The following is a 21,840-nucleotide window of genomic DNA, read 5'->3' as shown; positions in this document are numbered from 1 at the left end:
AAAATTACTCAGGAGGCGCATAATCATTGATTATTGTTGAAAAATTACATATAGAAAACATTCCAGCACTTCACATCGTAAAGCAATCCTTACAGGACACAAAAACACCTTTCGTGATTTTTGTGCATGGTTTTACAAGTGCCAAAGAAAACAACCTCCACTATGCTTACTATTTAGCTGAAAAAGGCATGAGAGTCATCTTACCTGAGGCTTTATACCATGGAGAGAGAAGCGAGAATTATGACACAAAAGAATTAAGCCTGAATTTTTGGAAGATCGTATTGAATGAAATAAAAGAAGTGGACATGATAAAAGAATACTTTGAACAAAAGCAGCTAATTGATTCAGAGCGTATTGGACTTGCAGGTACCTCTATGGGGGGAATTACAACGTTAGGGGCTCTCACTCAATATGAATGGATAAAAGCAGCAGTTAGTCTAATGGGAAGCCCATGTTATACAACACTTCTAAAAGGGCAGCTGTATTCTTTACAACAAAGCGGAGTAGAGGTTCCACTGTCAAATGAAGAAATAGAGGAACAACTAACACATTTACAGCCATTTGACTTGAGCCTCCAAAAAGAAAAGCTTCAAAATCGACCACTTCTCTTTTGGCATGGTGAACGAGATAATGTAGTTCCATTTGCTCCAACCTATCAATTTTACAAAGAAATCACACCAATGTATGAAGCACAACCAGAAAAGCTGAGGTTCATTGCAGACCCATTAGCTGACCACAAGGTATCCCGAGAAGGTACATTAGCATTAGTTGAATGGTTTGAGAGGTATTTATAGGTGAATATGAAAAGGTTGTTTTTTAAAAGTAGGTTTATCTTTATAGTGGAGCGCAATGGAACGAACTAATCTGAAAGTGCCTATATTCGATTACTTCCTAAATATAAATTTTACTTACACAGAAAGAAAGCAGAATCCTTTCTTTCTACTTTAGCTTTTACTATACTCAAAGTACCACGATCTTAAAAGGAGTGCTAACCGAAATGGATGAATCACTAAAAGAAAATATTTATGGTGCGTTAGAAACAGTTGTCGATCCAGAGCTAGGTGTTGATATTGTCAACCTTGGACTTGTTTATGACATTGAAATGGATGAAGAGGGGAAAACAATCGTAACAATGACACTTACCTCAATGGGCTGCCCATTAGCAGGAACGATTGTTGAACAAATCAAAATTGCACTTGATGATATCCCAGAAGTTAAGAGCACAGAAGTAAATATTGTTTGGAATCCACCATGGACAAAAGATAAAATGTCCAGAATTGCTAAAATTGCTCTAGGAATTCAATAAACATAAGAAAACATCAATTTACTCATATGAGTTAGATTGATGTTTTTTTATACACTTTTTTCGTTTCATTTATGCATATTGATGTATATATATAAATGATGTCATTTCCAACATAAACTGACACAATCTCAATATGCATAAGAATTAGTTTTAAAATTTAAAAAAATATTATTTATACACTTGATTTTATTTTTATACAAACTTATAATTGAGAAATAATTTAGAAAACGAACTTACTAGAGGGTGTGATTTGGTGAAAGTCGGAATTATCGGGGCCACAGGATATGGTGGAGTCGAATTATATCGTATATTATCCAATCATCCACATGTAGAAGAATGTATCCTATATTCATCTTCGGAAATGGATGTTCCATACAGTAACACATTTCCACATCTAAATGATCTGAGTGATCACATATTAAAAGGTATTGATGTGGAAGAGATCAAACTGAATATACATGTATTATTTTTAGCAACACCTCCTGGGGTTTCAAGAAAATTATCACCACAATTTCTTGACTCAGAAGTAAAGATTATTGATTTGTCCGGTGATTTGAGGTTGAAAGACCGTAATGAGTATGAGCATTGGTATAAACGTCCTTGTGTAGAAGAAGAGGTACTGGAAAAAACAGTTTACGGATTGTCTGAGTTAAATAAAGCAGAAATTAAGAAGGCAACAATGCTTGCAAATCCAGGATGTTTCCCTACCGCTACAATTTTGGGCTTGGCACCAGTTGTACAGAACAGAATTATTCAAGAACAATCGATTATAGTGGACGCGAAAACAGGAGTTTCTGGAGCGGGTCGAAATATCTCACAAGCTACTCATTTTTCTGAAACAAATGAAAATATAAAAATTTATAAAGTTCATGAACATCAACATATACCTGAGGTGGAGCAAGCGCTTTTTGCATTAAACGATGGGATAACGGCTATCTCATTTAATACACACCTCATTCCAATGACAAGAGGAATTATGGCGACAATTTATGCTAGTTTACAAGAGTCGTATACAACAGAAAGTTTATTAGATTTATATAAAGACTTTTATGCTGCATCACCATTTGTGCGTGTTCGTAAACAAGGTGAGTTTCCTTCAACAAAGGAGGTTTATGGCTCGAATTTTTGTGACATCGGCCTAAAAGTAGATGAACGAACAGGAAGAGTAACGATTGTTGCGGTAATTGACAACTTAATGAAGGGTGCAGCAGGTCAGGCGGTACAAAACTTCAACCTAATGAACGGCTATGAAGAAGCAACGGGCTTGTATTTTGCACCTATATATCCATAAGACTATTTGTAAGTGATGAAGAAAATTTGTTCATCATGACAACCGGGGAGGAAATAAACGTGCTACAAGCAAAAGAAACATCTAGCATTAAAAAAATTGAAAACGGGTCAATCGTTTCAGCAAAGGGTTTCTCAGCTGACGGTGTTCACGTCGGGTTACGTTATTCGAAAAATGATTTAGGTGTTATTTATAGTGAGGTGCCGGCGAGCTGCGCGGCTGTATACACTCAAAGTCATTTCCAAGCTGCACCGTTAAAGGTAACACAAGAAAGTGTAGCAAAAGAAAACTTATTACAAGCGATTATTGTTAATAGTGCAAACGCTAATGCATGTACTGGTGAACAAGGATTAAAAGATGCATATGAAATGAGAGAGCGCTGTGCAAGCCTGTTTACTATTCAACCTCATTATGTTGCAGTTGCTTCAACAGGTGTTATTGGTGAATTTTTGAAGATGGATAAAATTCGTGCCGGTATCCAGGAGTTAAATCCTCAATGTAACCAAGAAGCATCAGAGGCATTTCAAACAGCGATCTTAACAACAGATTTGGTTATGAAAAATTCTTGCTACGAAGTAGAAATTGACGGGAAAACAGTAACAATTGGGGGAGCCGCTAAAGGATCAGGGATGATTCATCCAAATATGGCAACAATGCTTTCATTCGTTACAACTGATGCGAATATTGATTCCGCAACTCTTCAAGTGCTTTTAAGCGAAGTAACTGATAAAACATATAATCAAATTACTGTTGATGGTGATACATCAACAAACGATATGGTATTAGTTATGGCAAATGGCAAGGCAGAAAATAATGCGCTAAATCCAAATCATCCACAGTGGGATGACTTTAAAGCAGCATTTCAATTAGTAAGTGAAGAGCTGGCAAAGCAGATCGCTAAAGATGGTGAAGGAGCAACAAAGCTGATTGAAGTTGAAGTAACGGGTGCTAAGACGAAGCAAGAAGCAAATGTTGTTGCAAAAAAAATCGTTGGTTCAAGCTTAGTTAAAACAGCGGTTTACGGGGCAGATGCGAACTGGGGAAGAATTATTTGTGCAGTTGGATATAGTGAGGCACAAGTGGAACCGGAAAAGATTGATATTTTCCTAGGAGATTTATGCTTGTTCACGAACAATAGTCCACAATCGTTTTCCGAAGAGGCTGCTTCAAGTTACTTAAAACAAGATTCAGTGAAAATAACAGTTAACCTGGGAGTTGGAGCTGAAGCCGGTAAAGCCTGGGGCTGTGATTTAACATATGATTACGTGAAAATTAACGCAAGCTATAGAACATAAGGGAGATCGTTATGTCAAAAACAGTCGTATTAAAATGTGGTGGTAGTACCGTTCATCAATTATCAGAAACATTCTTTCAAAGTTTAAAAGATTTGGTTTCATCAAACTGGCGGGTCATGATTGTCCATGGTGGAGGTCCAGATATTACAAAGATGCTAAAGGCTCTGGAAATAGAAACTGAGTTCTATAACGGACAACGAAAAACAACAGAGGATGTATTAGAAATTGCTGAAATGGTGCTAGCTGGTAAAATTAATAAACATCTGACAAATCTTCTTCAGCAAAAAGGGTTCAACTCGATCGGAGTATCAGGTACTGATGGTGGACTTTTACAAGCGGAATATTTGGATAAAGAGAATCTGGGATTGGTAGGAAAAGTAACCTCAGTTCAGACGTCAGCTGTATCTTTATTAATGGATCATGGATATATACCGGTTGTTGCGCCACTGGCACGCACTGTGACAAACGAGACTCTAAATGTGAATGCCGATTTAGCTGCAGCAGCTATTGCAAATGGTGTAGGAGCTGAAAAGTTTTTATTTGTAACGGATGTACCAGGAATTATGGATCAAAACAAGCAGGTGATCGAAACCATTACACCTGAAGAAATCTACGAACTGATCGAAAAAGAGGTCATTACAGGGGGAATGATTCCAAAGGTTGAGTCAGCTGTAGCCACTTTATCTGACATTTGTCAGGAGGTTATGATTGTAAGTGGAAGCGAGGCCTTTGTTGAGAGCGGTATATTTAAAGGAACAAAAATTGTAAGTGAAGGGGAGGTTTTGAAATCATGAGTTATTTATTCCCTACGTACGCAAGATGGGATGTAACGATTAAAGAAGCAAAGGGCTCATGGGTTACTGATGAGAATGATAAAAAGTACTTAGATTTTATCTCCGGTATTGCTGTTTGTAACTTAGGGCATGCAAATGAGGATGTGACGGCTGCGGTCGAGGAGCAGTTAACAAAGTATTGGCATATGTCAAATTTATTTCATCAGCCAATTCAAGAGGAAGTAGCCAAGCTCTTAGTTGACTCAACTGAAGGAGATGCTGTTTTTTTCTGTAACAGTGGGGCAGAAGCAAACGAAGCTGCAATCAAACTAGCACGCAAGCACACTGGGAAAACAAAGATTGTAACCTTTTTACAATCGTTTCATGGCAGAACTTTCGCAACAATGTCAGCAACAGGTCAGGAAAAAATTCAACAAGGCTTCGGACCCTTGCTTGAAACATTTCAATATTTACCATACAACGATTCTAATGCGTTAGATGAGCTTGAAGACGATGTAGCAGCAATTATGCTAGAAGTGGTTCAAGGTGAAGGTGGAGTTGTTCCAGCACAGCAAGAATTTCTTCAAAAAGTAACGGAAACGTGCAACCGTATCGGAGCATTATTAATCATTGATGAAGTTCAAACGGGTATTGGTCGTACAGGAAAACCATTTGGTTATCAACATTATGGAATTTCACCTGATATTATCACTTCTGCAAAAGGGCTCGGCAGTGGCTTACCGGTCGGAGCAATGATCGGAAAGCAGTCTTTGATTGATACCTTTCAAGCGGGAAGCCACGGTTCTACTTTTGGTGGTAATCCAATTGCCATGGCAGCTGCAAAAGCTACAATTACCAAAATCTTTGAAGAAAATTTTCTTAAAGAAGTGGAAGAAAAAAGTAACTATCTGCTTGGCAAGTTGAATACTGTAATAGGAGCTCATTCCCTAGTGAAAGAAATTCGCGGTAAAGGCTTATTACTAGGAATAGAATGTAAGGAACAAGTTGGAGAGATTATTAATCAGCTTAGAGAAAAGCAATTACTTGTTTTGCCAGCTGGACCAAATGTGGTCCGATTACTTCCTCCATTAACAGTGTCGTATGAGGAGATCGATACAGCGATTGAAACAATAGCAAGTGTGTTTTCTTCAGTCGAGCAATCCGTAGGTGCGCAATAAGACAGTATTTTTTTTGCTAGTAATTGAATAAAAATACTATATATTTAATAATTATCCACACGCTAATAGGTGGGCGTTTCCACTATTAGAGAACTATAGACAAACGAGGTGTAAACAGATGAAAGGATATCTCCATTTAGAGGATGGATCAGTGTATAACGGGACACTTGAACATGGCTCCTCGGAGGACATTAACGGTGAAATTGTATTTTTTACAGGAATGACGGGTTATCAGGAAGTATTAACAGATCCTTCCTATAAAAATCAAATTGTTGTATTTACGTATCCTCTTATTGGAAATTACGGGATTAACATAAGTGATGATGAAAGTAAAAAGCCGCAAGTAAAAGCGGTAGTTATCTATGAAAATACGACAAATTATTCACACTATGAAGCGCAATACAGCTTTAAGGAGTATCTAGAAAAATGGAATATTCCAATCATTCACCACGTTGACACACGTGCTGTTGTGAAGAAAATTAGAAATCATGGATCAATGGCGGCTACGATCTCAACAACCTTAAACCAAGAAGAACAGCCTTGTGCAATCTTCGAGGATGGAGTTTTTGAGGTTGTATCCGATCAGCTTGAAACTTATGGTGAAGGTGAAAAACATATTGCTTTGGTTGATTTCGGCTTTAAAAAATCAATTTTAACAGCCCTTTTAAATAGAGGTTGTAAAGTAACAACCGTTCCCTTTAAAATGATCGACAAAGTTGCTGATCTTAAACCTGACGGAGTCCTTTTATCAAATGGGCCAGGAGATCCAGAGCAACTAGCAAACTTTTTTTCACAAATTAAGAAAGTCGTTGCTGCGCACCCAACATTAGGTATTTGCTTAGGTCATCAGTTAATTGCCCTGTCATTTGGTGCAAAAACGAAAAAGCTTCTGTTTGGACATAGAGGAGCTAACCAGCCAGTATATGATGTGAAAACAAACAAAGTGTTTATGACCTCGCAAAATCACAGCTATGTTGTGATGAAAGATAGCTTAAAAGAAACAGAGTTAGATATGCGTTTTTATCATATTAATGATGATTCAATCGAAGGATTATCACACAAGAACTTACCAATTATTACAGCACAATTTCATCCAGAGGCACATCCAGGACCTTCAGATAGTGAATGGATTTTTGATGAATTTTTAGATTTAGTCGCTGCTGCAAAAGGAGATATACTTTATGTCTAAAAACCAATCAATAAAGAAAATCATCGTAATCGGTTCTGGCCCAATTGTGATCGGTCAGGCGGCAGAATTTGATTATGCAGGAACACAAGGATGCTTAGCGTTAAAGGAAGAAGGCTATCAAGTTGTCCTTGTTAATAACAATCCGGCAACAATTATGACAGATGAGGAATTCTCAGATGTTCTGTACTTTGAGCCTCTAACAGTTGAAAGTCTAACAAACATTATTAATAAAGAAAAACCCGATGGCTTGCTAGCTTCACTAGGTGGTCAAACAGGACTGAACTTAGCGATGGAGCTTCACGAAGCTGGTGTTCTTGAAAAATACGGAGTGCAATTACTAGGTACTTCAATAGAATCAATCCGCAAAGGTGAAGATCGTAACGAATTTCGTCAGTTAATGTACGATTTAAACGAGCCAATACCTGAGAGCTCAATTGTCACAACTCTTGGTGAAGCTCTTGAGTTTTCTGAAAAAATCGGCTTCCCAATCATCATTCGTCCAGCTTATACACTTGGAGGAAAAGGTGGCGGAATTGCTTCGAATCTAGAAGAATTTAAGAAGCTTGTAAAAAGCGGGTTACATGCAAGCCCTATTACACAATGCTTAATTGAAAAAAGCATTGCAGGCTTTAAAGAAGTAGAGTATGAAATGATACGAGATCATAAAGGTACATGTATTTCTGTATGTAATATGGAAAATATTGACCCAGTTGGTGTTCATACAGGGGACTCAATTGTTGTTGCGCCATCTCAAACGTTAACAGATCAGGATTACCATATGCTAAGAAGCGCAGCAGTTAAGATCGTTTCAGCACTAGGTGTGGTCGGTGGATGTAACATTCAATTAGCTTTAGATCCAAAAAGCAAGCAATACTATGTGATTGAAGTTAATCCACGGGTCAGCAGATCATCTGCTCTAGCATCGAAGGCTACTGGTTATCCAATTGCGAAAATCGCTGCAAAGCTTGCAGTTGGTTACACACTTGAAGAATTAAAAAATCCATTAACAATGAGCACATATGCAAGCTTTGAACCAGCACTTGATTATGTTGTTGTAAAATTCCCAAGATGGCCGTTTGATAAATTTAATAAAGCGGACCGTAAGCTTGGTACAAAAATGAAAGCAACCGGCGAGGTTATGTCTATTGAACGTAATCTAGAAGCTGCTCTTCAAAAAGCGTGTGATTCATTAGAATTAGATAACATTGGAACACATCTACCGGAGTTAGTGACGTTATCGACAGACGAAATCATTACGTTAATGAAAAAGACCGATGATCGTAGATTCTTTGCTGTAATGGAACTAATTAGAAGAGGAATAACAATTGAGGAAATTCATGAAATGACAGAAATGGATCTTTATTTCCTTTCTTGCTTTAAGAAGATTGTTGAGCTTGAGAATCAGCTTAAAGGGAAATCTCTTGAAACACTAGAAGCTGATTTAATAGCTGAAGTAAAGGAAAAAGGTTTCTCAGACCGTACAATCGCCTCTCTCTTAAATGCTCCTGAAGCAAATGTTCGCAAGCTTCGTCTTGACGCAGGAGTGAAGGCTTCTTATAAATATGTAGATACATGTGCAGCGGAATTTGAAGCACGTACGAACTATTTTTACTCCACTTATTTTGGAGAAAACGAACAGCCTGAACGGTCAGATAAGAAAAAAATCTTAATTATCGGCTCCGGTCCAATTCGTATCGGTCAAGGAATCGAATTTGATTATAGTGCTGTACATGGAATTAAGGCTCTAAAGCAATTAGGTTATGAAGCAATCATGATCAATAATAACCCAGAAACAGTGAGTACAGATTTTGAAACAGCTGATCGTCTGTACTTTGAACCAATAACTCTTGAGCACGTATTAAACATTGTGGATTCAGAAGGTATCGATTCTGTTATTGTACAATATGGTGGTCAAACAGCGATTAACCTTGCGGAACAGTTAGAAACGGCAGGAGTTCAGTTATTAGGTACAGACACGGAAACTCTTGATTGGCTAGAGGATCGTGATAAGTTTTATCAAATATTAGATAACCTATCCATTCCACATGCTGCTGGTTTAACAGCAAACAATGCAGAAGAAGCATTAAAGGGTGCTAGTGAGATCGGTTTCCCACTTTTATTAAGACCTTCTTATGTAATTGGTGGAAAAGGAATGGTTGTGGTTCATAACGAAGCAACACTTGCTAAGCTTCTTTCGGAAAATACTAATATGATTTATCCCGTATTAATTGATCAATTTGTTCAAGGTTTAGAAGGAGAAATTGACTTAATTTCTGATGGTGAAGAAGCTTTTATTCCAACTTATATTGAGCATGTTGAGCCAGCAGGTGTTCATTCAGGTGACAGCTTAGCGATTTTACCTTCTCAAAATTTAACGGATAAAAATAAACAAGTAATTGCTGATTATGCTAATGCCTTAGTAAAAAAGCTTAACTATCGTGGTATTATGAATATCCAATTTTTAGTAAATGGTGAAGATATTTATGTGCTTGAGGTAAACCCGCGTGCAAGTAGAACCGCACCGGTTATTAGTAAAGTAACAGGTATTCCAGTAATTAAGCATGCAACGCATTTATTGTGTGGGAAAAAATTAAAAGAGCTGCAAATTCAACCATCAGAACAATCCAATATGGTAGCTGTTAAGTACCCAGTCTTCTCAAGTCATGCTCTTCATGATGTAGATATCACATTAGGGCCGGAAATGAAGGCAACTGGTGAAGGAATGTGTGTGGGCAAAGAATTAAAGAGTGTTTACCGTAAGATTTTCAAAAAAGAGCTAGAAAATGTAACAAGTGTTTACTTTGATATAAAGAATGAAGAGGCGCTCAAGACCGCAAAAGAAGCAGGTCTTAACGTGGTAACAAGTGATTATCAAACATGGGTTGAGGGAGAAAAAGGGATTTTTGTATCCCTTGTTGATAGTGAAGAAGCAAAGCTAGAACGTCAGCAAGCATTAGAAAAAGGCATGATCTTATTTACAAACCTTGCTACGTATTATGCGTGTATAGATAGCCTCTCAGCATTGGATGAGGACGTATCTTCTATTCAACAACTCACCAAGCCGTTAATAAAGAATGTATAAATATTAAATAGAGATGAAAGGAAGTGGGCAAGCGTGAGTTTAAAGCTTAAAGAAAAGACGATACAAAAAAGAGACTTTTTAACATTACTTGATTATAGCCAGCAGGAGATTCTAGACTTAATTGAAGATGCTTTTAAGTTAGAAGAAAATCCGCTTCAGCCAGTGTTACAAGGTAAAACACTAGCGATGATTTTTGAAAAATCGTCAACAAGAACTCGTGTGTCATTTGAAACAGGAATGCTTCAATTAGGAGGCCATGCTTTATTCTTAAGCAGCCAAGACCTTCAACTAGGAAGAGGAGAGCCTGTATCAGACACAGCAAAAGTACTGTCTGGATATGTAGATGCCATCATGATTCGTACATTTGGTCATGATAAGATCGAAGAATTAGCTAAGCACGCAAGCATTCCAGTAATCAATGGTTTAACAGATCTTTTCCATCCTTGCCAGGCACTTGCTGATTTAAAGACAATTTACCGCCTGAAAGAAAAATTTGTTGGCGTCAAAACAGCTTACTTAGGTGATGGAAACAATGTTGCACATTCTCTTATGATAGCTGCTGCCAAAGTGGGAATGGACTTTTCCTTAGGTTGTCCAAAAGGATATGAACCAAACCAAGCTGTAGTGGAAAAAGCTCAGGAGCTTGCTGCTGGGACAGGTGCAAAAATTACAATCACAAATGACCCGATTGAAGCGGTGAAAGACGCCGATATCATCTATACAGATGTATGGGCTAGCATGGGGCAAGAAAGTGAACAACAAGAACGTCTTGTTGCATTTAAAGACTTCCAAGTAAACGATGAACTAGTAAAGCATGCAAAGAAGGACTACAACTTCCTGCACTGCTTACCAGCACATCGCGAAGAAGAAGTAACAGCATCCATTATCGACGGCGAGCATTCAGCTGTATTCGAACAAGCAGAAAACCGTCTGCATGTTCAAAAGGCGTTGCTGGTGAAATTGTTAGGATAGTACTTATATAAGAAGGCGTGTTAACTGGTTTTGGTTAACACGCCTTTTTTGGGGGATTTGGGAGCGTAGATGTTGAGGGGGTACTACTGCTTGGCTGGTGGTTAGCTTTTTAAAGGAGTAGGAGAAGATGGAGATCAGAGAAAGGTGTTTTGATAATGGGCGAATTGAGACATGAGAAGGGATTGAGAGGAAGGATGAGTCACGATACTGTGGGAATCGGGACAGAAGAAGGGAGAAGGAGAAGAAATGAGTCTCGATAGTGCGGGAATCGGGACAGAAAAAGGGATGGAGAAGAGAAATGAGTCTCGATACTGTGAGAATCGGGACAGAAAAAGGGATGGAGCAGAGAAGTGAGTCTCGATACTGCGAGAATCGGGACAGATAAAGGGATGGAGCAGAGAAGTGAGTCTCGATACTGTGAGAATCGGGACAGAAAAAGGGATTGAGAGGGGAAATGAGTCTCGATACTGCGTGAATCGGGACAGAAAAAGGGATAGAGCAGAAAAGTGAGTCTCGATACTGCGAGAATCGGGACAGAAAATGGGTTGGAGCAGAGAAATAAGTCTCGATACTGTGAGAATCGGGACAGAAAAAGGGATGGAGCAGAGAAATAAGTCTCGATACTGTGAGAATCGGGGCAGAAAAAGGGATTGAGAGGGGAAATGAGTCTCGATACTGCGTGAATCGGGACAGAAAAAGGGTTGGATCAGAGAAATAAGTCTCGATACTGCAAGAATTGGGACAGATAAAGGGATGGATCAGAGAAATAAGTCTCGATACTGCGAGAATCGGGACAGAAAAAGGGATGGAGCAGAGAAGTAAGTCTCGATACTGCAAGAATCGGGACAGAAAAAGGGTTGGATCAGAGAAATAAGTCTCGATACTACGAGAATCGGGACAGAAAATGGGTTGGAGTAGAGAAATAAGTCTCGATACTGCAAGAATCGGGACAAAAAAGGGAGAAAGAGAAGGAATAAGTCTCGATCCAGCGAGAATCGGACAGAAAAAGGGAGAAAGAAGAAGGAATGAGTCTCGATACTACGAGAATCGGGACAGAAAAAGGGAGAAACAGAAGAAATAAGTCTCGATACTGCAAGAATCGGGACAGATAAAGGTAGAAGGAGAAGGAATGAGTCTCGATACTACGAGAATCGGGACAAAAAAAGGGAGAAGGAGAAGAAAAGAGTCTCGATACTGCGAGAATCGGGACAGAAAAAGGGTTGGATCAGAGAAATAAGTCTCGATACTACGAGAATCGGGACAGAAAAAGGGAGAAGGAGAAGAAAAGAGTCTCGATACTGTGAGAATCGGGACAAATAAAGGGATGGATCAGAGAAGTGAGTCTCGATACGACTGCCGCCTTGTCCGGGTTCGGTACTACTTTAACTTAACTCCTATAATCAAACACAAACAAAAAAAAGCGCAAGGTCGCCCTTCACGCTTTTTAATCCCTCTATGCAAACAACAAAACCGCAATCCCAACCACAAAGCAATAAAAAGAAAAGTACTTTAAATTGCCTTTAGCCATAATATTCATGAACCATTTCAGTGAGAAATATGAAGTTACAAGCGCTGCAATAAACGCGATAATATAAGGGATAAGTAATGTGTCTAAATTTGGATCATCCATTAAATCCGTGATACTTAAAATCATCCCCCCAAAGCTAACGGGGATAAAAAGTAAGAAAGAAAACTTTAGAGCTGTTTCCTGCTTCATACCCAAAGCCATGGCTGCAACAATTGTAGCGCCAGATCGACTAATTCCAGGAATTAGCGCAACTGCTTGAGCAAAGCCTACAATAAGAGCATCTTTAAGAGTAAGATCTCCATCATTTTTTCTCCCGCGTAGGTTACGGATTGTCCATAATGCAATTCCTGTGATAATCAGGGTAATAGCTGTTACTTGAATGTGTTTTAGGTGCTTTGAGATTACATCATCAAATAGGAGACCAATGACTCCTGCTGGAATCGTTGCGATAACAAGGTAAATGATAAATTGAAAGTCATTTTTGCTATGCTTGTCTTTTGTTGATATGTATTTTAACCCATTTACTGTTAATCTTATTAGATCTTCACGGTATATCATTAAAACAGCTATTAAAGAAGCTGCGTTAACTAACAATTCAAATGATAATCCTTCAATTTCAAGGCCAAGAAAATGCTGGGCAAAGACTAAATGTCCACTTGAAGAAATGGGGATTGGTTCCGTAAACCCTTGAAATACTCCTAATAAGAAGTATTTTATGATTAAAAATAGATCCAATTTAACATCCTCCGTTCATGAGATTTACAATCCTTTACCATTTAACTACAGGTTTGGAATCCTGTAAAGAACTTTTCTGAACTCATGAAATTGGTCCTAGTGGAGATACTATGAGTAAGCAAGGGAGGAGGAGTTAAAATGGGCCAACAACATCGTTTTAGAGCTGGTCAAAAAGCACCTAATAATGGAATGTATGTAGAAATAGGTGAATCAGGGGACAACGTAAAAAACCCTGGTCAAATTAAATTGAAAGCGGGAGATCGTTTCCCAGAAACAGCCAACCATAATCGTCAGTGGACATATAAAAGAAAGCCTTAATGATTTAGCTTTCAATGAAACAAAAAACCCTACTTTTAAGTAGGGTTTTTTGTCTTTTAGTCGAATCATTTAATGATGGTCGTGGTTTGGAACTGGCTCGCTAGGAATTAATTCCGCGATGATAAAGATGACAACGGTTGCAATCACAGCAAGTGTCGTTGAAACCATAAAATCATAATGACCACCTGTCATAGAGTTAACTACATATGACGCCATATGTATTAATAAAAAAGTCCAAAAAAATGTCCAAAAGAAACGCATATCGTTCACCTCTATTTCCAGACGAATTCTTACTATATATTATCACAATATCTTTCAATAATAAAAGAACCTTTTTTAATTGTTCATAAACTCTACAAATCCTGCATGAAATAATAAAACAAATTATTTATAAACCGGTTGAATAGGTTGGATTCGTCTATATTTGCACGAATAGTGATACAGTCCCATTCTTTTTGTGTGTTAAGACATACATTATAAAGAAGAAAAGTCACAAAAGAGAAAGGTGGTGGGCAAGTGATGAGTATAACGGAGCGTTTTTTTCAAATTGAAACGGAATGGAATGTAATCCATTTACCAACAAAGCCGAATGGGTTTGGAATATTTATCATCGGTGATCGATCAGATTTTGTTGATGGAACATCGAGCTTTTGGCATCAGCATTATGGGCGTAATCAATTAATATCCGAGTTGATGAACAAGGGATATACCCTTTTTCACTCTAATTTATTTGGTAATCATTGGGGAAGTCCTAGGTCAGTTACTATGGCGAAACAGCTTTATCATCTTGTAATGAAGAAAGAAATTTTAAATCAACGTATCCATCTGTTAGTCGATGGTATGGGTGCGTTAACTGGATTGCAATTAATGAATGAAATACCAGATAAGATTCGCTCTGTAGCCATGATGAATCCTTGCCTTGACCTCCAAGCCCATTTAGAAAATGAAAAAGAGCATAAGTTTTTTTATAAAAGATTAATAAAAGAAATTGCTGAAGCCTATGAGACTGACCAGAAGAAGGTTCCTAGACTTGATTTACCAAATCTTACGACTATAAATTCACAAGTTCCAGTAAGGATTTGGCAAAGAATGAATAGCAGTACCTATGTTCATCATCATCATAGTAAACGGTTTGAAGAATTAAGGAAAGAGGCCGGTTCTCCAATTCAGTTAATTTACCATTTAGGTGATAATCCTTATCGAACGAATCAATCAATTATTCGATTTTACAAAGAAAATGAGAGGATCTTATGATGAAATATTTAAAGCGTCTTTAAGAGGCGCTTTTTTTTAGCAAGGCATCTTAAATTGATTTAAAGTACTAGTAACCGGTTCTCTCGCATATTTTGGTTATAACGCCTACTAAGGAGGTCATGTTATGGTTAATTCTGTTATGGTATTTGGAGCACATTCTTATATTGGTTTTTCACTGATTGAAAAGTTTCTTGAAGAAGGGGTAGAAGTAACAGGAATATTCACTGAACCAAATAGAGATGATCAAAAAAACTTACTAAACGAACGACTTATGTTAATAGGAAGAAACGCTTATTTTCAAGCGAAGTTTTCTTCTCGTCATTTAACGGAAGAAAATCAAGCTGATGTTATAATGTTTTGCTTTGACATGGAAGAAAAGGATCTTGAAAAGGAAGAATTTAAAAAAGCCATACAATTAGCTAAGAAACATAAAACTCAATTTCTTCTTATAGGGTCAAATGTTATTCATCCTAATAAAGATAGAAACCCTTTCATTGAAACAGGGCTAAGCTACCTGTCTGAGCAGCTTGATCATTATTCTGTTTTGTTTTTTCCAAGTCTTTATGGTCCCTTTCAGCCTCCGGAAGAAAAAATTCATCAGCACTTGTTAGCTTATATAGACAATAAACAAACGTCCTTAAATATTGAGGAGCCCATTATGTATATAGAAGATGCAACAAATGCAGTTTGGGCCTATATGGATGAACTTGAATTGGGAAAGATGTATTCCTTTCTAAGTGAACTGAATGATGAAACTAACTCCTTTTCAGTTGAGTTAAAAATGAATGCAACCTTTTCAGAGGTGGATGAAGTATTTGAGAAACAAGTTTTACATTCTTATACGTCAATTGAAAAAGGTCTAGAGAAACAGCTTGATACTATTATAAGATTTCAAGATATTTATAAACTGAAGTAGAATGTTATTGTACAATTAAATATGGAAGATATAAAATAAAGGCAGTAAACTAGAAATAAGGGAGGGGTTGCCATGTACATAAAGTTTGGTTTAGTCCTTATCCTTCTTTTTTCGCTTTTTGGTTGTGGACAACCCGTAGCTTCAGGAAAACTGGAGAAAGTAGGTTTACTTGTACCCGATACAATAGATGATAAAGTATGGGGAACAAAAGGGTACAAGGGGCTGCTGAAGATTCAGTCTGAACTAGGCGTGGATGTTTTTTATAAAGAAGGAATGAATGATGAATTTAGTATTCGTTCTGCTATTGACGAATTTCAAGAAAAGGATGTTAATCTGATTTTTGGTCATGGTAGTGAATATGCGGCTTTTTTCAATACGATTTGTAAAGATTATCCTGATATTCATTTCGTTTTATTCAATGGAGAAGCTTCTGGAGAAAATGTCACAAGCTTAAACTTTGAATCACATGCAATGGGCTTTTTTGGTGGAATGGTTGCTGGTGAAATGACGAATAATGATAAGGTTGGTGTATTAGCCGCATTTGAATGGCAGCCTGAAATTGATGGTTTTTTTGAAGGGGCATATTTCCAAAATGAAAATGTAAATGTTGATATTCAATATGTACAAGATTGGAATGATGTCACGACAGCTATGACCCTGTTGGATGCAATGATTGCTGAAGGAGTAGACATTGTTTATGTTGCAGGAGATGGTTATAATATTTCCGTCATTGAGCGTCTAAAGGAAGAGGGCTTGTATGCAATTGGATTTGTATCCGATCAATCTGATTTAGGGAAAGGAACAGTTCTCACAAGTACAGTTCAACATGTGGATGTTTTATATGAGCTTGTTGCAAAAAGTTTTGATAGCGGAGAACTAGAAAGTGGAGAATTATTTTATGATTTTCAAGATGGTGTTATTTCACTGGGGAAATTTAGCCCCTTAGTGGAAAAAAGCTTTCAAACAGATCTTCAAGAATCTATTGAGGAATACAAGGAAAGTGGGCTCTTACCTAATCAATTGTAAGCATGTTTCTATACATACAAGATCATGCATTATATGATAATACTAGAGAATAAGAAGGAGTGAGTAAGAATGGAACAGCATCCAAAAACGATGGAATTTATGCAGATTGCAATGAAATATTTACCTGAGGCTAAGCAAAAATTAGAAGGTTCAGGGATTGACTTATCGATGGAAACAATTCAACCTATGCTTGAGTTATTTACGAAGGTTATGGGAGAAGCGTACGAATTAGGAAAGAAGGATGCACAATAAAAGCTGCCATTGGCAGCTTTTTCTTGTTTAGAAAATCATTTCTTCTTTTTAAAAAAATCCATAATAGGGGATAATTCCTTTAAAACTGGTTTAAGGTTCTCAAGAGAAACCATAATATCATCGATTTGCCCCATTAAAGTAAAATAGTTTACATCTTCTTTTTTGTTTTCTTGTTCTTCTTCTTGATGCAAGGAATGTTGAAGTCTTTTTGGAACTCTGTTTCCGAACATAAGTTGAGTAAATTTATCTGTTGAAACGGTGTTCTTCTCTTTGTTTTCATCGGCTTTGGTTATTTGATCATCTAAATCATGAGAGGTTTCTTCAGAAAATGTTTCATTATATTCCATCTTAACACCTCCTTAGAAAGTTTAGTGTCGGGTCCAGGTAGTAATATTTTATGAATGTGATCAAGACGGGTTCTAGACTCGTGAACCAAAACATTCATATTGAAAAAAATTTTTGAATAAGATAAAATTAGTACCAAGTCATAACATTTGATATAAATTTAAATATAATAAATTCACTTTTTTACTATTTATTAAAAGATAAAGGGGCTGCACAAATGAACGCAGGGATTATTGGTATCGGACGATACACACCTGAAAAAGTTGTTACAAATGCTGATTTAGAGAAAATCATGGATACATCAGATGAATGGATAAGAACGAGAACGGGAATCGAGGAACGTCGCATTGCTGATGATTCAGTTGATACTTCTCATATGGCTAAATTTGCTGCAGAGAAAGCATTAAAGGATGCTGGTATTGCAGCTGAAGATTTAGATTTAATTTTGGTTGCGACAGTAACACCAGATCAGCCCTTTCCATCTGTAGCATGTATGCTACAGGAATCATTAGGTGCAACTAAAGCTGCGGCAATGGATATTAGTGCAGCATGTGCTGGTTTTATGTATGGAATGGTTACAGCTAAACAGTTTATTGAATCCGGAGCTTATAAGCATGTATTAGTTGTAGGTGTTGAGAAGCTTTCGAAAATTACAGATTGGGATGATCGTAATACAGCGGTACTTTTCGGGGATGGAGCTGGAGCGGCTGTCATTGGACCTGTTAGTGAAGGAAAAGGGATATTATCCTTTGAGCTTGGGGCTGACGGAACAGGTGGAAAGCACTTATATCAAGATGAATATATCATCATGAATGGCCGTGAAGTGTTTAAGTTTGCTGTAAGGCAAATGGGCGAGTCTAGTGTTAACGTTTTGGAAAAAGCAGGATTAACAAAAGAAGATGTTGATTTCTTAATCCCACACCAAGCAAATATCCGTATCATGGAAGCAGCTCGTGAACGTCTTGAGTTACCTGAAGAAAAAATGTCTAAAACAGTTAACAAATATGGCAACACTTCTGCTGCATCTATCCCTATTTCTCTAGTAGAAGAACTAGAAGCAGGAAAGATTAAAGACGGAGACCTAATTGTTATGGTAGGCTTCGGCGGCGGACTAACATGGGGAGCAATTGCTCTTCGTTGGGGTAAGTAGGTGCCCGGGACGGGTGTTGTAGTGCCTGTCACTCCCCGAAATATGTCGAACAACAATAGATACGATTAAATAAATAAATTCTCTCAAAGGTGAGGTGTCATCATTATGGAAAAAAAGCGAGTAGTGGTAACTGGGTTAGGAGCTTTAACTCCAATTGGGAATGATGTGCAAACATCGTGGCAAAATGCGATCAATGGAGTATCAGGAGTTGGTCCGATAACAAGAATTGATTCTGAACCATATCCAGCTAAAGTTGCTGCAGAATTGAAGGATTTTGATGTTGAGCAATTTATGGATAAAAAAGAAGCGCGTAAAATGGATCGTTTCACACAATATGCTGTTGCAGCATCATTTATGGCTGTAAAGGATGCGAATTTAGAAATAACAGACGAAATCGCTCCACGTGTTGGAGTTTGGATTGGTTCTGGTATTGGCGGAATGGAAACATTTGAACAGCAATATAGAACGTTATTAGAAAAGGGACCAAGACGTGTTAGTCCATTTTTCGTACCGATGCTAATACCTGATATGGCTACAGGTCAGGTTTCAATCGCATTAGGTGCCAAAGGATTTAACTCTTGTACAGTAACAGCTTGTGCAACCGGAACAAATTCTATTGGAGATGCTTACCGTGTTATCGAGCGTGGAGAAGCGGATGTGATGATCACTGGTGGGGCAGAGGCTCCTTTAACTGAAATGTCATTTGCAGGCTTTACTGCGAACAAGGCATTATCTACAAATCCAGATCCTAAAACAGCAAGCCGTCCATTTGATAAAGATCGCGATGGCTTTGTTATGGGGGAAGGTGCTGGGATTATTGTTCTTGAAGAATTAGAGCATGCGCTAGCACGTGGTGCAACTATTTATGCTGAAATTGTTGGGTATGGCGCAACGGGTGATGCTTATCATATTACAGCACCTGCTCCAAACGGTGAAGGTGGTTCAAGAGCAATGAAAATGGCAATTGAACGCAGTGGCCTAAACGCAAATGAAATTGATTATATTAATGCACATGGTACAAGTACTCCTTATAATGATAAGTTTGAAACATTAGCTATTAAGGAAGTATTCGGTGAACACGCGAATAAGCTTGCAATCAGTTCAACTAAGTCAATGACTGGACATCTATTAGGTGCTGCTGGTGGTGTAGAAGCTATTTTTAGTATTCTCGCTATTAAAGAAGGAATTCTACCACCAACAATCAATTTACAAACTCCAGATCCTGATTGTGACCTGGACTATGTTCCAAACGAAGCACGTAAACAAGAAATCAATACAGCATTGAGCAACTCATTAGGTTTCGGTGGCCACAATGCTACGATTATCTTTAAAAAATATCAAGCATAACATAAAAAAGCCAAATCAAATTTGATTTGGCTTTTTGCATATTGATATCCCCGTAATCTCCAAAAGTAAGAACAGTCCTTCCTTCAATTCATAAACTAAAGAGGGAAGGAGTGATGAAACAAAATGAGTGTTATTAATACTACAGAGTGGTTAGAAACAACCCCAAACCAATATGAAATTTGTGAGAAACTAACACCTTACTTCTCTAAAATGAATGCACGGGACATTTCAAACTATCTCCATTCTTTTGGTATGTATAAAAGATCTCCAGCTAGCCAGGATTGGATTGATGTTATAAAGGATAAACGACTATTACATTTCATCAATGATGAAAAAAAGAAGTTAAAAAGCGAATGGAACGGACCTAGTGTCCCTATTTTTGTGTTTCCAGTTGATGTTCATAACAGGAAAATAGAGATGGAGTATAGAGGCCGATCTGGATTAGCTTTTCATGATAAGTTATTTTTATTTCTATCACAAGATGTGAAAAAAGAAGATATAAAGTCATTGCTAACTCATGAATATCATCATGTTTGTCGTTTGGCAGCTATTACAAAACCTGAAAAGGATTTTACGATTATAGATACAATGATAATGGAAGGATTAGCAGAAAATGCCGTTCGTGAAAAACTCGGTGAAGAGGCGGTAGCAGAATGGACGAAGCTTTATCATCCTGATCAATGTGATCGTTTCTTAGAAAGAATAATTTTGCCCCAGAAAAAAACGACTCGGCAAGATCAAAAGTTTACACAGCTTATGTTTGGAACTGGTTTTTATCCCAAAATGCTAGGGTATGCAGTAGGTTATCATCTAGTGAAGAATTATATGGAGAAAACGAACAAGGCGACAAAAGCACTTTTAGGGATTAAAGCTGAGGATTTTATTGAATAAAAAACCCTTTAATGTTGTGAAAAGTAACATTCTCTTACAATTCACAACATATATTTTAAGTAGGACAACCTTGCATAATAAAATCAAGCATATTCTTCAATGATTGGAATAATTTATCTAAAATTTGCCTATACTGTTTGACAAATGGTACTGAAGTGAGGGGTCAAAAAATGTTATTTCTTCATGATGTTTGGGTAAATTGGTTTGAAGGTGAAGAGAACGGGTACAACGTCTGTCATTTTCATGAATGGAGAAAGGATGACAGTGTTGAACTTCTTGATCAGGTTCCCCTATTAAAGGTTAATTCCTTACTTTTTGACTACATAGAAAACAACTTAGCGGAGTTACCACCTGGTCTACTAAAAGATATTTTCCAAAAGGCTTATATTCGTAAAAATCATGAAAGAATACAGTTGGATTATTGTTTTGTTGTTACAGATGGAATTGGTATTCTTGCAGTTGACACAATTGGTTATACAATTCCTATTCGCAAAAGCCGAATCATTCCAAGACAGGAGCAACTAGTATTTGAAATGGTAAAGGATATTGAGCCTGAAGAGTATTCAATTGAAATGTTAAGTGAAGAAGATGAAAAAGAATATCATATTTTATCGTTGGCACCTCAACATATGAGAGGGTTAACAAGAAAAGAGCGCCAATTAAAGCAATTATTATTTATGGCACTTGATCAGTTACAAGCAACTAAAAATGCCGCAGAGGTAAAGTATTGGTATACTGAATGGAATCCAACTAAATATGAGGATATCCAGCAACGAGAGTTTGATGAAGTATGGAGACAATTATATGAAGAAACGATACATGGATGGTCTCCAAAGCATATCCAGTTATGTGAGCGATTAATTAAAGGACAACCTTTCTTTGAGAAGCTCTGGGATATGGAACATGAATCAAAAGTTAATTAAAGTGGACGAGCTACATATAAAAAAACGATGTGAGAATGTAACCAAAACATTTACACATCGTTTTTTCATTTA

Annotated in this window: 21 protein-coding genes; 18 read left to right on the top strand and 3 right to left on the bottom strand. The window is 37.4% G+C overall.

Features of this window, described 5'->3' with window-relative positions; all coding sequences use genetic code 11:
* The first annotated feature begins 26 nt into the window (after nt 1–26).
* The 9 genes from ACEWK1_RS06360 (at nt 27) to argF (ending at nt 11,083) form a co-directional block, all read left to right on the top strand.
* Nucleotides 27–794 (top strand): prolyl oligopeptidase family serine peptidase, encoded by a 768-nt coding sequence (locus ACEWK1_RS06360; RefSeq protein ID WP_212136133.1) that lies wholly within the window; start codon nt 27–29, stop codon nt 792–794.
* A gap of 203 nt (nt 795–997) precedes the next feature.
* The gene (locus tag ACEWK1_RS06355; RefSeq protein WP_098797882.1) at nt 998–1,306 is read left to right on the top strand and encodes a metal-sulfur cluster assembly factor; all 309 of its coding nucleotides are present in this window, start codon (nt 998–1,000) and stop codon (nt 1,304–1,306) included.
* A 253-nt stretch (nt 1,307–1,559) separates the two neighbouring features.
* Entirely contained in the window at nt 1,560–2,597 is a 1,038-nt protein-coding gene (argC, locus tag ACEWK1_RS06350) for an N-acetyl-gamma-glutamyl-phosphate reductase (RefSeq protein WP_212136134.1), read from the top strand.
* A gap of 59 nt (nt 2,598–2,656) precedes the next feature.
* A complete protein-coding gene (gene argJ / locus ACEWK1_RS06345) occupies nt 2,657–3,889 on the top strand; it encodes a bifunctional ornithine acetyltransferase/N-acetylglutamate synthase (RefSeq protein ID WP_269671105.1) in 1,233 nt (410 codons plus the stop codon).
* Between the two features lie 11 nt (nt 3,890–3,900).
* A complete protein-coding gene (argB, locus tag ACEWK1_RS06340; protein ID WP_212136136.1) occupies nt 3,901–4,683 on the top strand; it encodes an acetylglutamate kinase in 783 nt (260 codons plus the stop codon).
* Nucleotides 4,680–5,840: an acetylornithine transaminase gene (locus ACEWK1_RS06335; RefSeq protein WP_269671104.1), complete on the top strand. Its 1,161-nt coding sequence runs from the start codon at nt 4,680–4,682 to the stop codon at nt 5,838–5,840. The genes argB and ACEWK1_RS06335 overlap by 4 nt, the downstream gene beginning before the upstream one ends.
* 118 nt (nt 5,841–5,958) lie before the next feature.
* On the top strand, nt 5,959–7,029 hold the full coding sequence (locus ACEWK1_RS06330; RefSeq protein ID WP_212136137.1) for a carbamoyl phosphate synthase small subunit: 1,071 nt from the start codon (nt 5,959–5,961) through the stop codon (nt 7,027–7,029).
* Entirely contained in the window at nt 7,022–10,111 is a 3,090-nt protein-coding gene (locus tag ACEWK1_RS06325) for a carbamoyl phosphate synthase large subunit (protein WP_212136138.1), read from the top strand. Before ACEWK1_RS06330 ends, ACEWK1_RS06325 begins: the two co-directional genes overlap by 8 nt.
* A 33-nt stretch (nt 10,112–10,144) precedes the next feature.
* The gene (gene argF / locus ACEWK1_RS06320; protein ID WP_212136139.1) at nt 10,145–11,083 is read left to right on the top strand and encodes an ornithine carbamoyltransferase; all 939 of its coding nucleotides are present in this window, start codon (nt 10,145–10,147) and stop codon (nt 11,081–11,083) included.
* A gap of 1,453 nt (nt 11,084–12,536) precedes the next feature.
* On the opposite strand, the gene ACEWK1_RS06315 is transcribed toward argF, so the two are convergent.
* Nucleotides 12,537–13,346 (bottom strand): undecaprenyl-diphosphate phosphatase, encoded by an 810-nt coding sequence (locus ACEWK1_RS06315; protein ID WP_212136141.1) that lies wholly within the window; start codon nt 13,344–13,346, stop codon nt 12,537–12,539.
* Nucleotides 13,347–13,484: 138 nt separating this feature from the next.
* Here ACEWK1_RS06315 and ACEWK1_RS06310 point away from each other — a divergent pair, with 138 nt between their 5' ends.
* Entirely contained in the window at nt 13,485–13,664 is a 180-nt protein-coding gene (locus ACEWK1_RS06310; RefSeq protein WP_098798716.1) for a YjzC family protein, read from the top strand.
* 69 nt (nt 13,665–13,733) lie between these two features.
* Here the strand turns inward: ACEWK1_RS06310 and ACEWK1_RS06305 are convergent, their stop codons facing one another.
* The gene (locus ACEWK1_RS06305; RefSeq protein WP_121664717.1) at nt 13,734–13,925 is read right to left on the bottom strand and encodes a DUF2929 family protein; all 192 of its coding nucleotides are present in this window, start codon (nt 13,923–13,925) and stop codon (nt 13,734–13,736) included.
* Nucleotides 13,926–14,183: 258 nt separating this feature from the next.
* Between ACEWK1_RS06305 and ACEWK1_RS06300 the strand changes: the two genes are divergently transcribed.
* From ACEWK1_RS06300 to ACEWK1_RS06285, 4 genes are all read left to right on the top strand, one after another.
* Nucleotides 14,184–14,918: a hypothetical protein gene (locus tag ACEWK1_RS06300; RefSeq protein WP_212136587.1), complete on the top strand. Its 735-nt coding sequence runs from the start codon at nt 14,184–14,186 to the stop codon at nt 14,916–14,918.
* A 124-nt stretch (nt 14,919–15,042) separates the two neighbouring features.
* On the top strand, nt 15,043–15,834 hold the full coding sequence (locus tag ACEWK1_RS06295; protein ID WP_212136142.1) for an NAD(P)-dependent oxidoreductase: 792 nt from the start codon (nt 15,043–15,045) through the stop codon (nt 15,832–15,834).
* A gap of 72 nt (nt 15,835–15,906) precedes the next feature.
* A complete protein-coding gene (locus ACEWK1_RS06290) occupies nt 15,907–16,860 on the top strand; it encodes a BMP family ABC transporter substrate-binding protein (RefSeq protein ID WP_212136143.1) in 954 nt (317 codons plus the stop codon).
* 69 nt (nt 16,861–16,929) lie between these two features.
* Nucleotides 16,930–17,112 (top strand): ComZ family protein, encoded by a 183-nt coding sequence (locus ACEWK1_RS06285; RefSeq protein WP_098798711.1) that lies wholly within the window; start codon nt 16,930–16,932, stop codon nt 17,110–17,112.
* Nucleotides 17,113–17,147: 35 nt separating this feature from the next.
* Here the strand turns inward: ACEWK1_RS06285 and ACEWK1_RS06280 are convergent, their stop codons facing one another.
* Complete coding sequence (locus ACEWK1_RS06280) at nt 17,148–17,459, bottom strand: hypothetical protein (RefSeq protein WP_212136144.1); 312 nt, start codon at nt 17,457–17,459, stop codon at nt 17,148–17,150.
* A 215-nt stretch (nt 17,460–17,674) separates the two neighbouring features.
* Between ACEWK1_RS06280 and ACEWK1_RS06275 the strand changes: the two genes are divergently transcribed.
* From ACEWK1_RS06275 to ACEWK1_RS06260, 4 genes are all read left to right on the top strand, one after another.
* Nucleotides 17,675–18,607: a beta-ketoacyl-ACP synthase III gene (locus ACEWK1_RS06275; protein WP_121664722.1), complete on the top strand. Its 933-nt coding sequence runs from the start codon at nt 17,675–17,677 to the stop codon at nt 18,605–18,607.
* A gap of 105 nt (nt 18,608–18,712) precedes the next feature.
* Nucleotides 18,713–19,954: a beta-ketoacyl-ACP synthase II gene (gene fabF / locus ACEWK1_RS06270; protein WP_098798708.1), complete on the top strand. Its 1,242-nt coding sequence runs from the start codon at nt 18,713–18,715 to the stop codon at nt 19,952–19,954.
* Nucleotides 19,955–20,077: 123 nt separating this feature from the next.
* Complete coding sequence (locus tag ACEWK1_RS06265; protein WP_212136145.1) at nt 20,078–20,845, top strand: DUF2268 domain-containing protein; 768 nt, start codon at nt 20,078–20,080, stop codon at nt 20,843–20,845.
* Between the two features lie 170 nt (nt 20,846–21,015).
* Nucleotides 21,016–21,768 (top strand): YjbA family protein, encoded by a 753-nt coding sequence (locus ACEWK1_RS06260; protein ID WP_098798706.1) that lies wholly within the window; start codon nt 21,016–21,018, stop codon nt 21,766–21,768.
* Nucleotides 21,769–21,840: the final 72 nt, after the last annotated feature.

It is taken from the genome of Metabacillus sp. YM-086 (genome assembly GCF_048059995.1).
Taxonomy (GTDB): domain Bacteria; phylum Bacillota; class Bacilli; order Bacillales; family Bacillaceae; genus Metabacillus; species Metabacillus litoralis_B.
The sequence above is the reverse complement of the archived record's forward strand: the minus strand, read 5'-3'. Positions and strand labels throughout refer to the sequence as shown.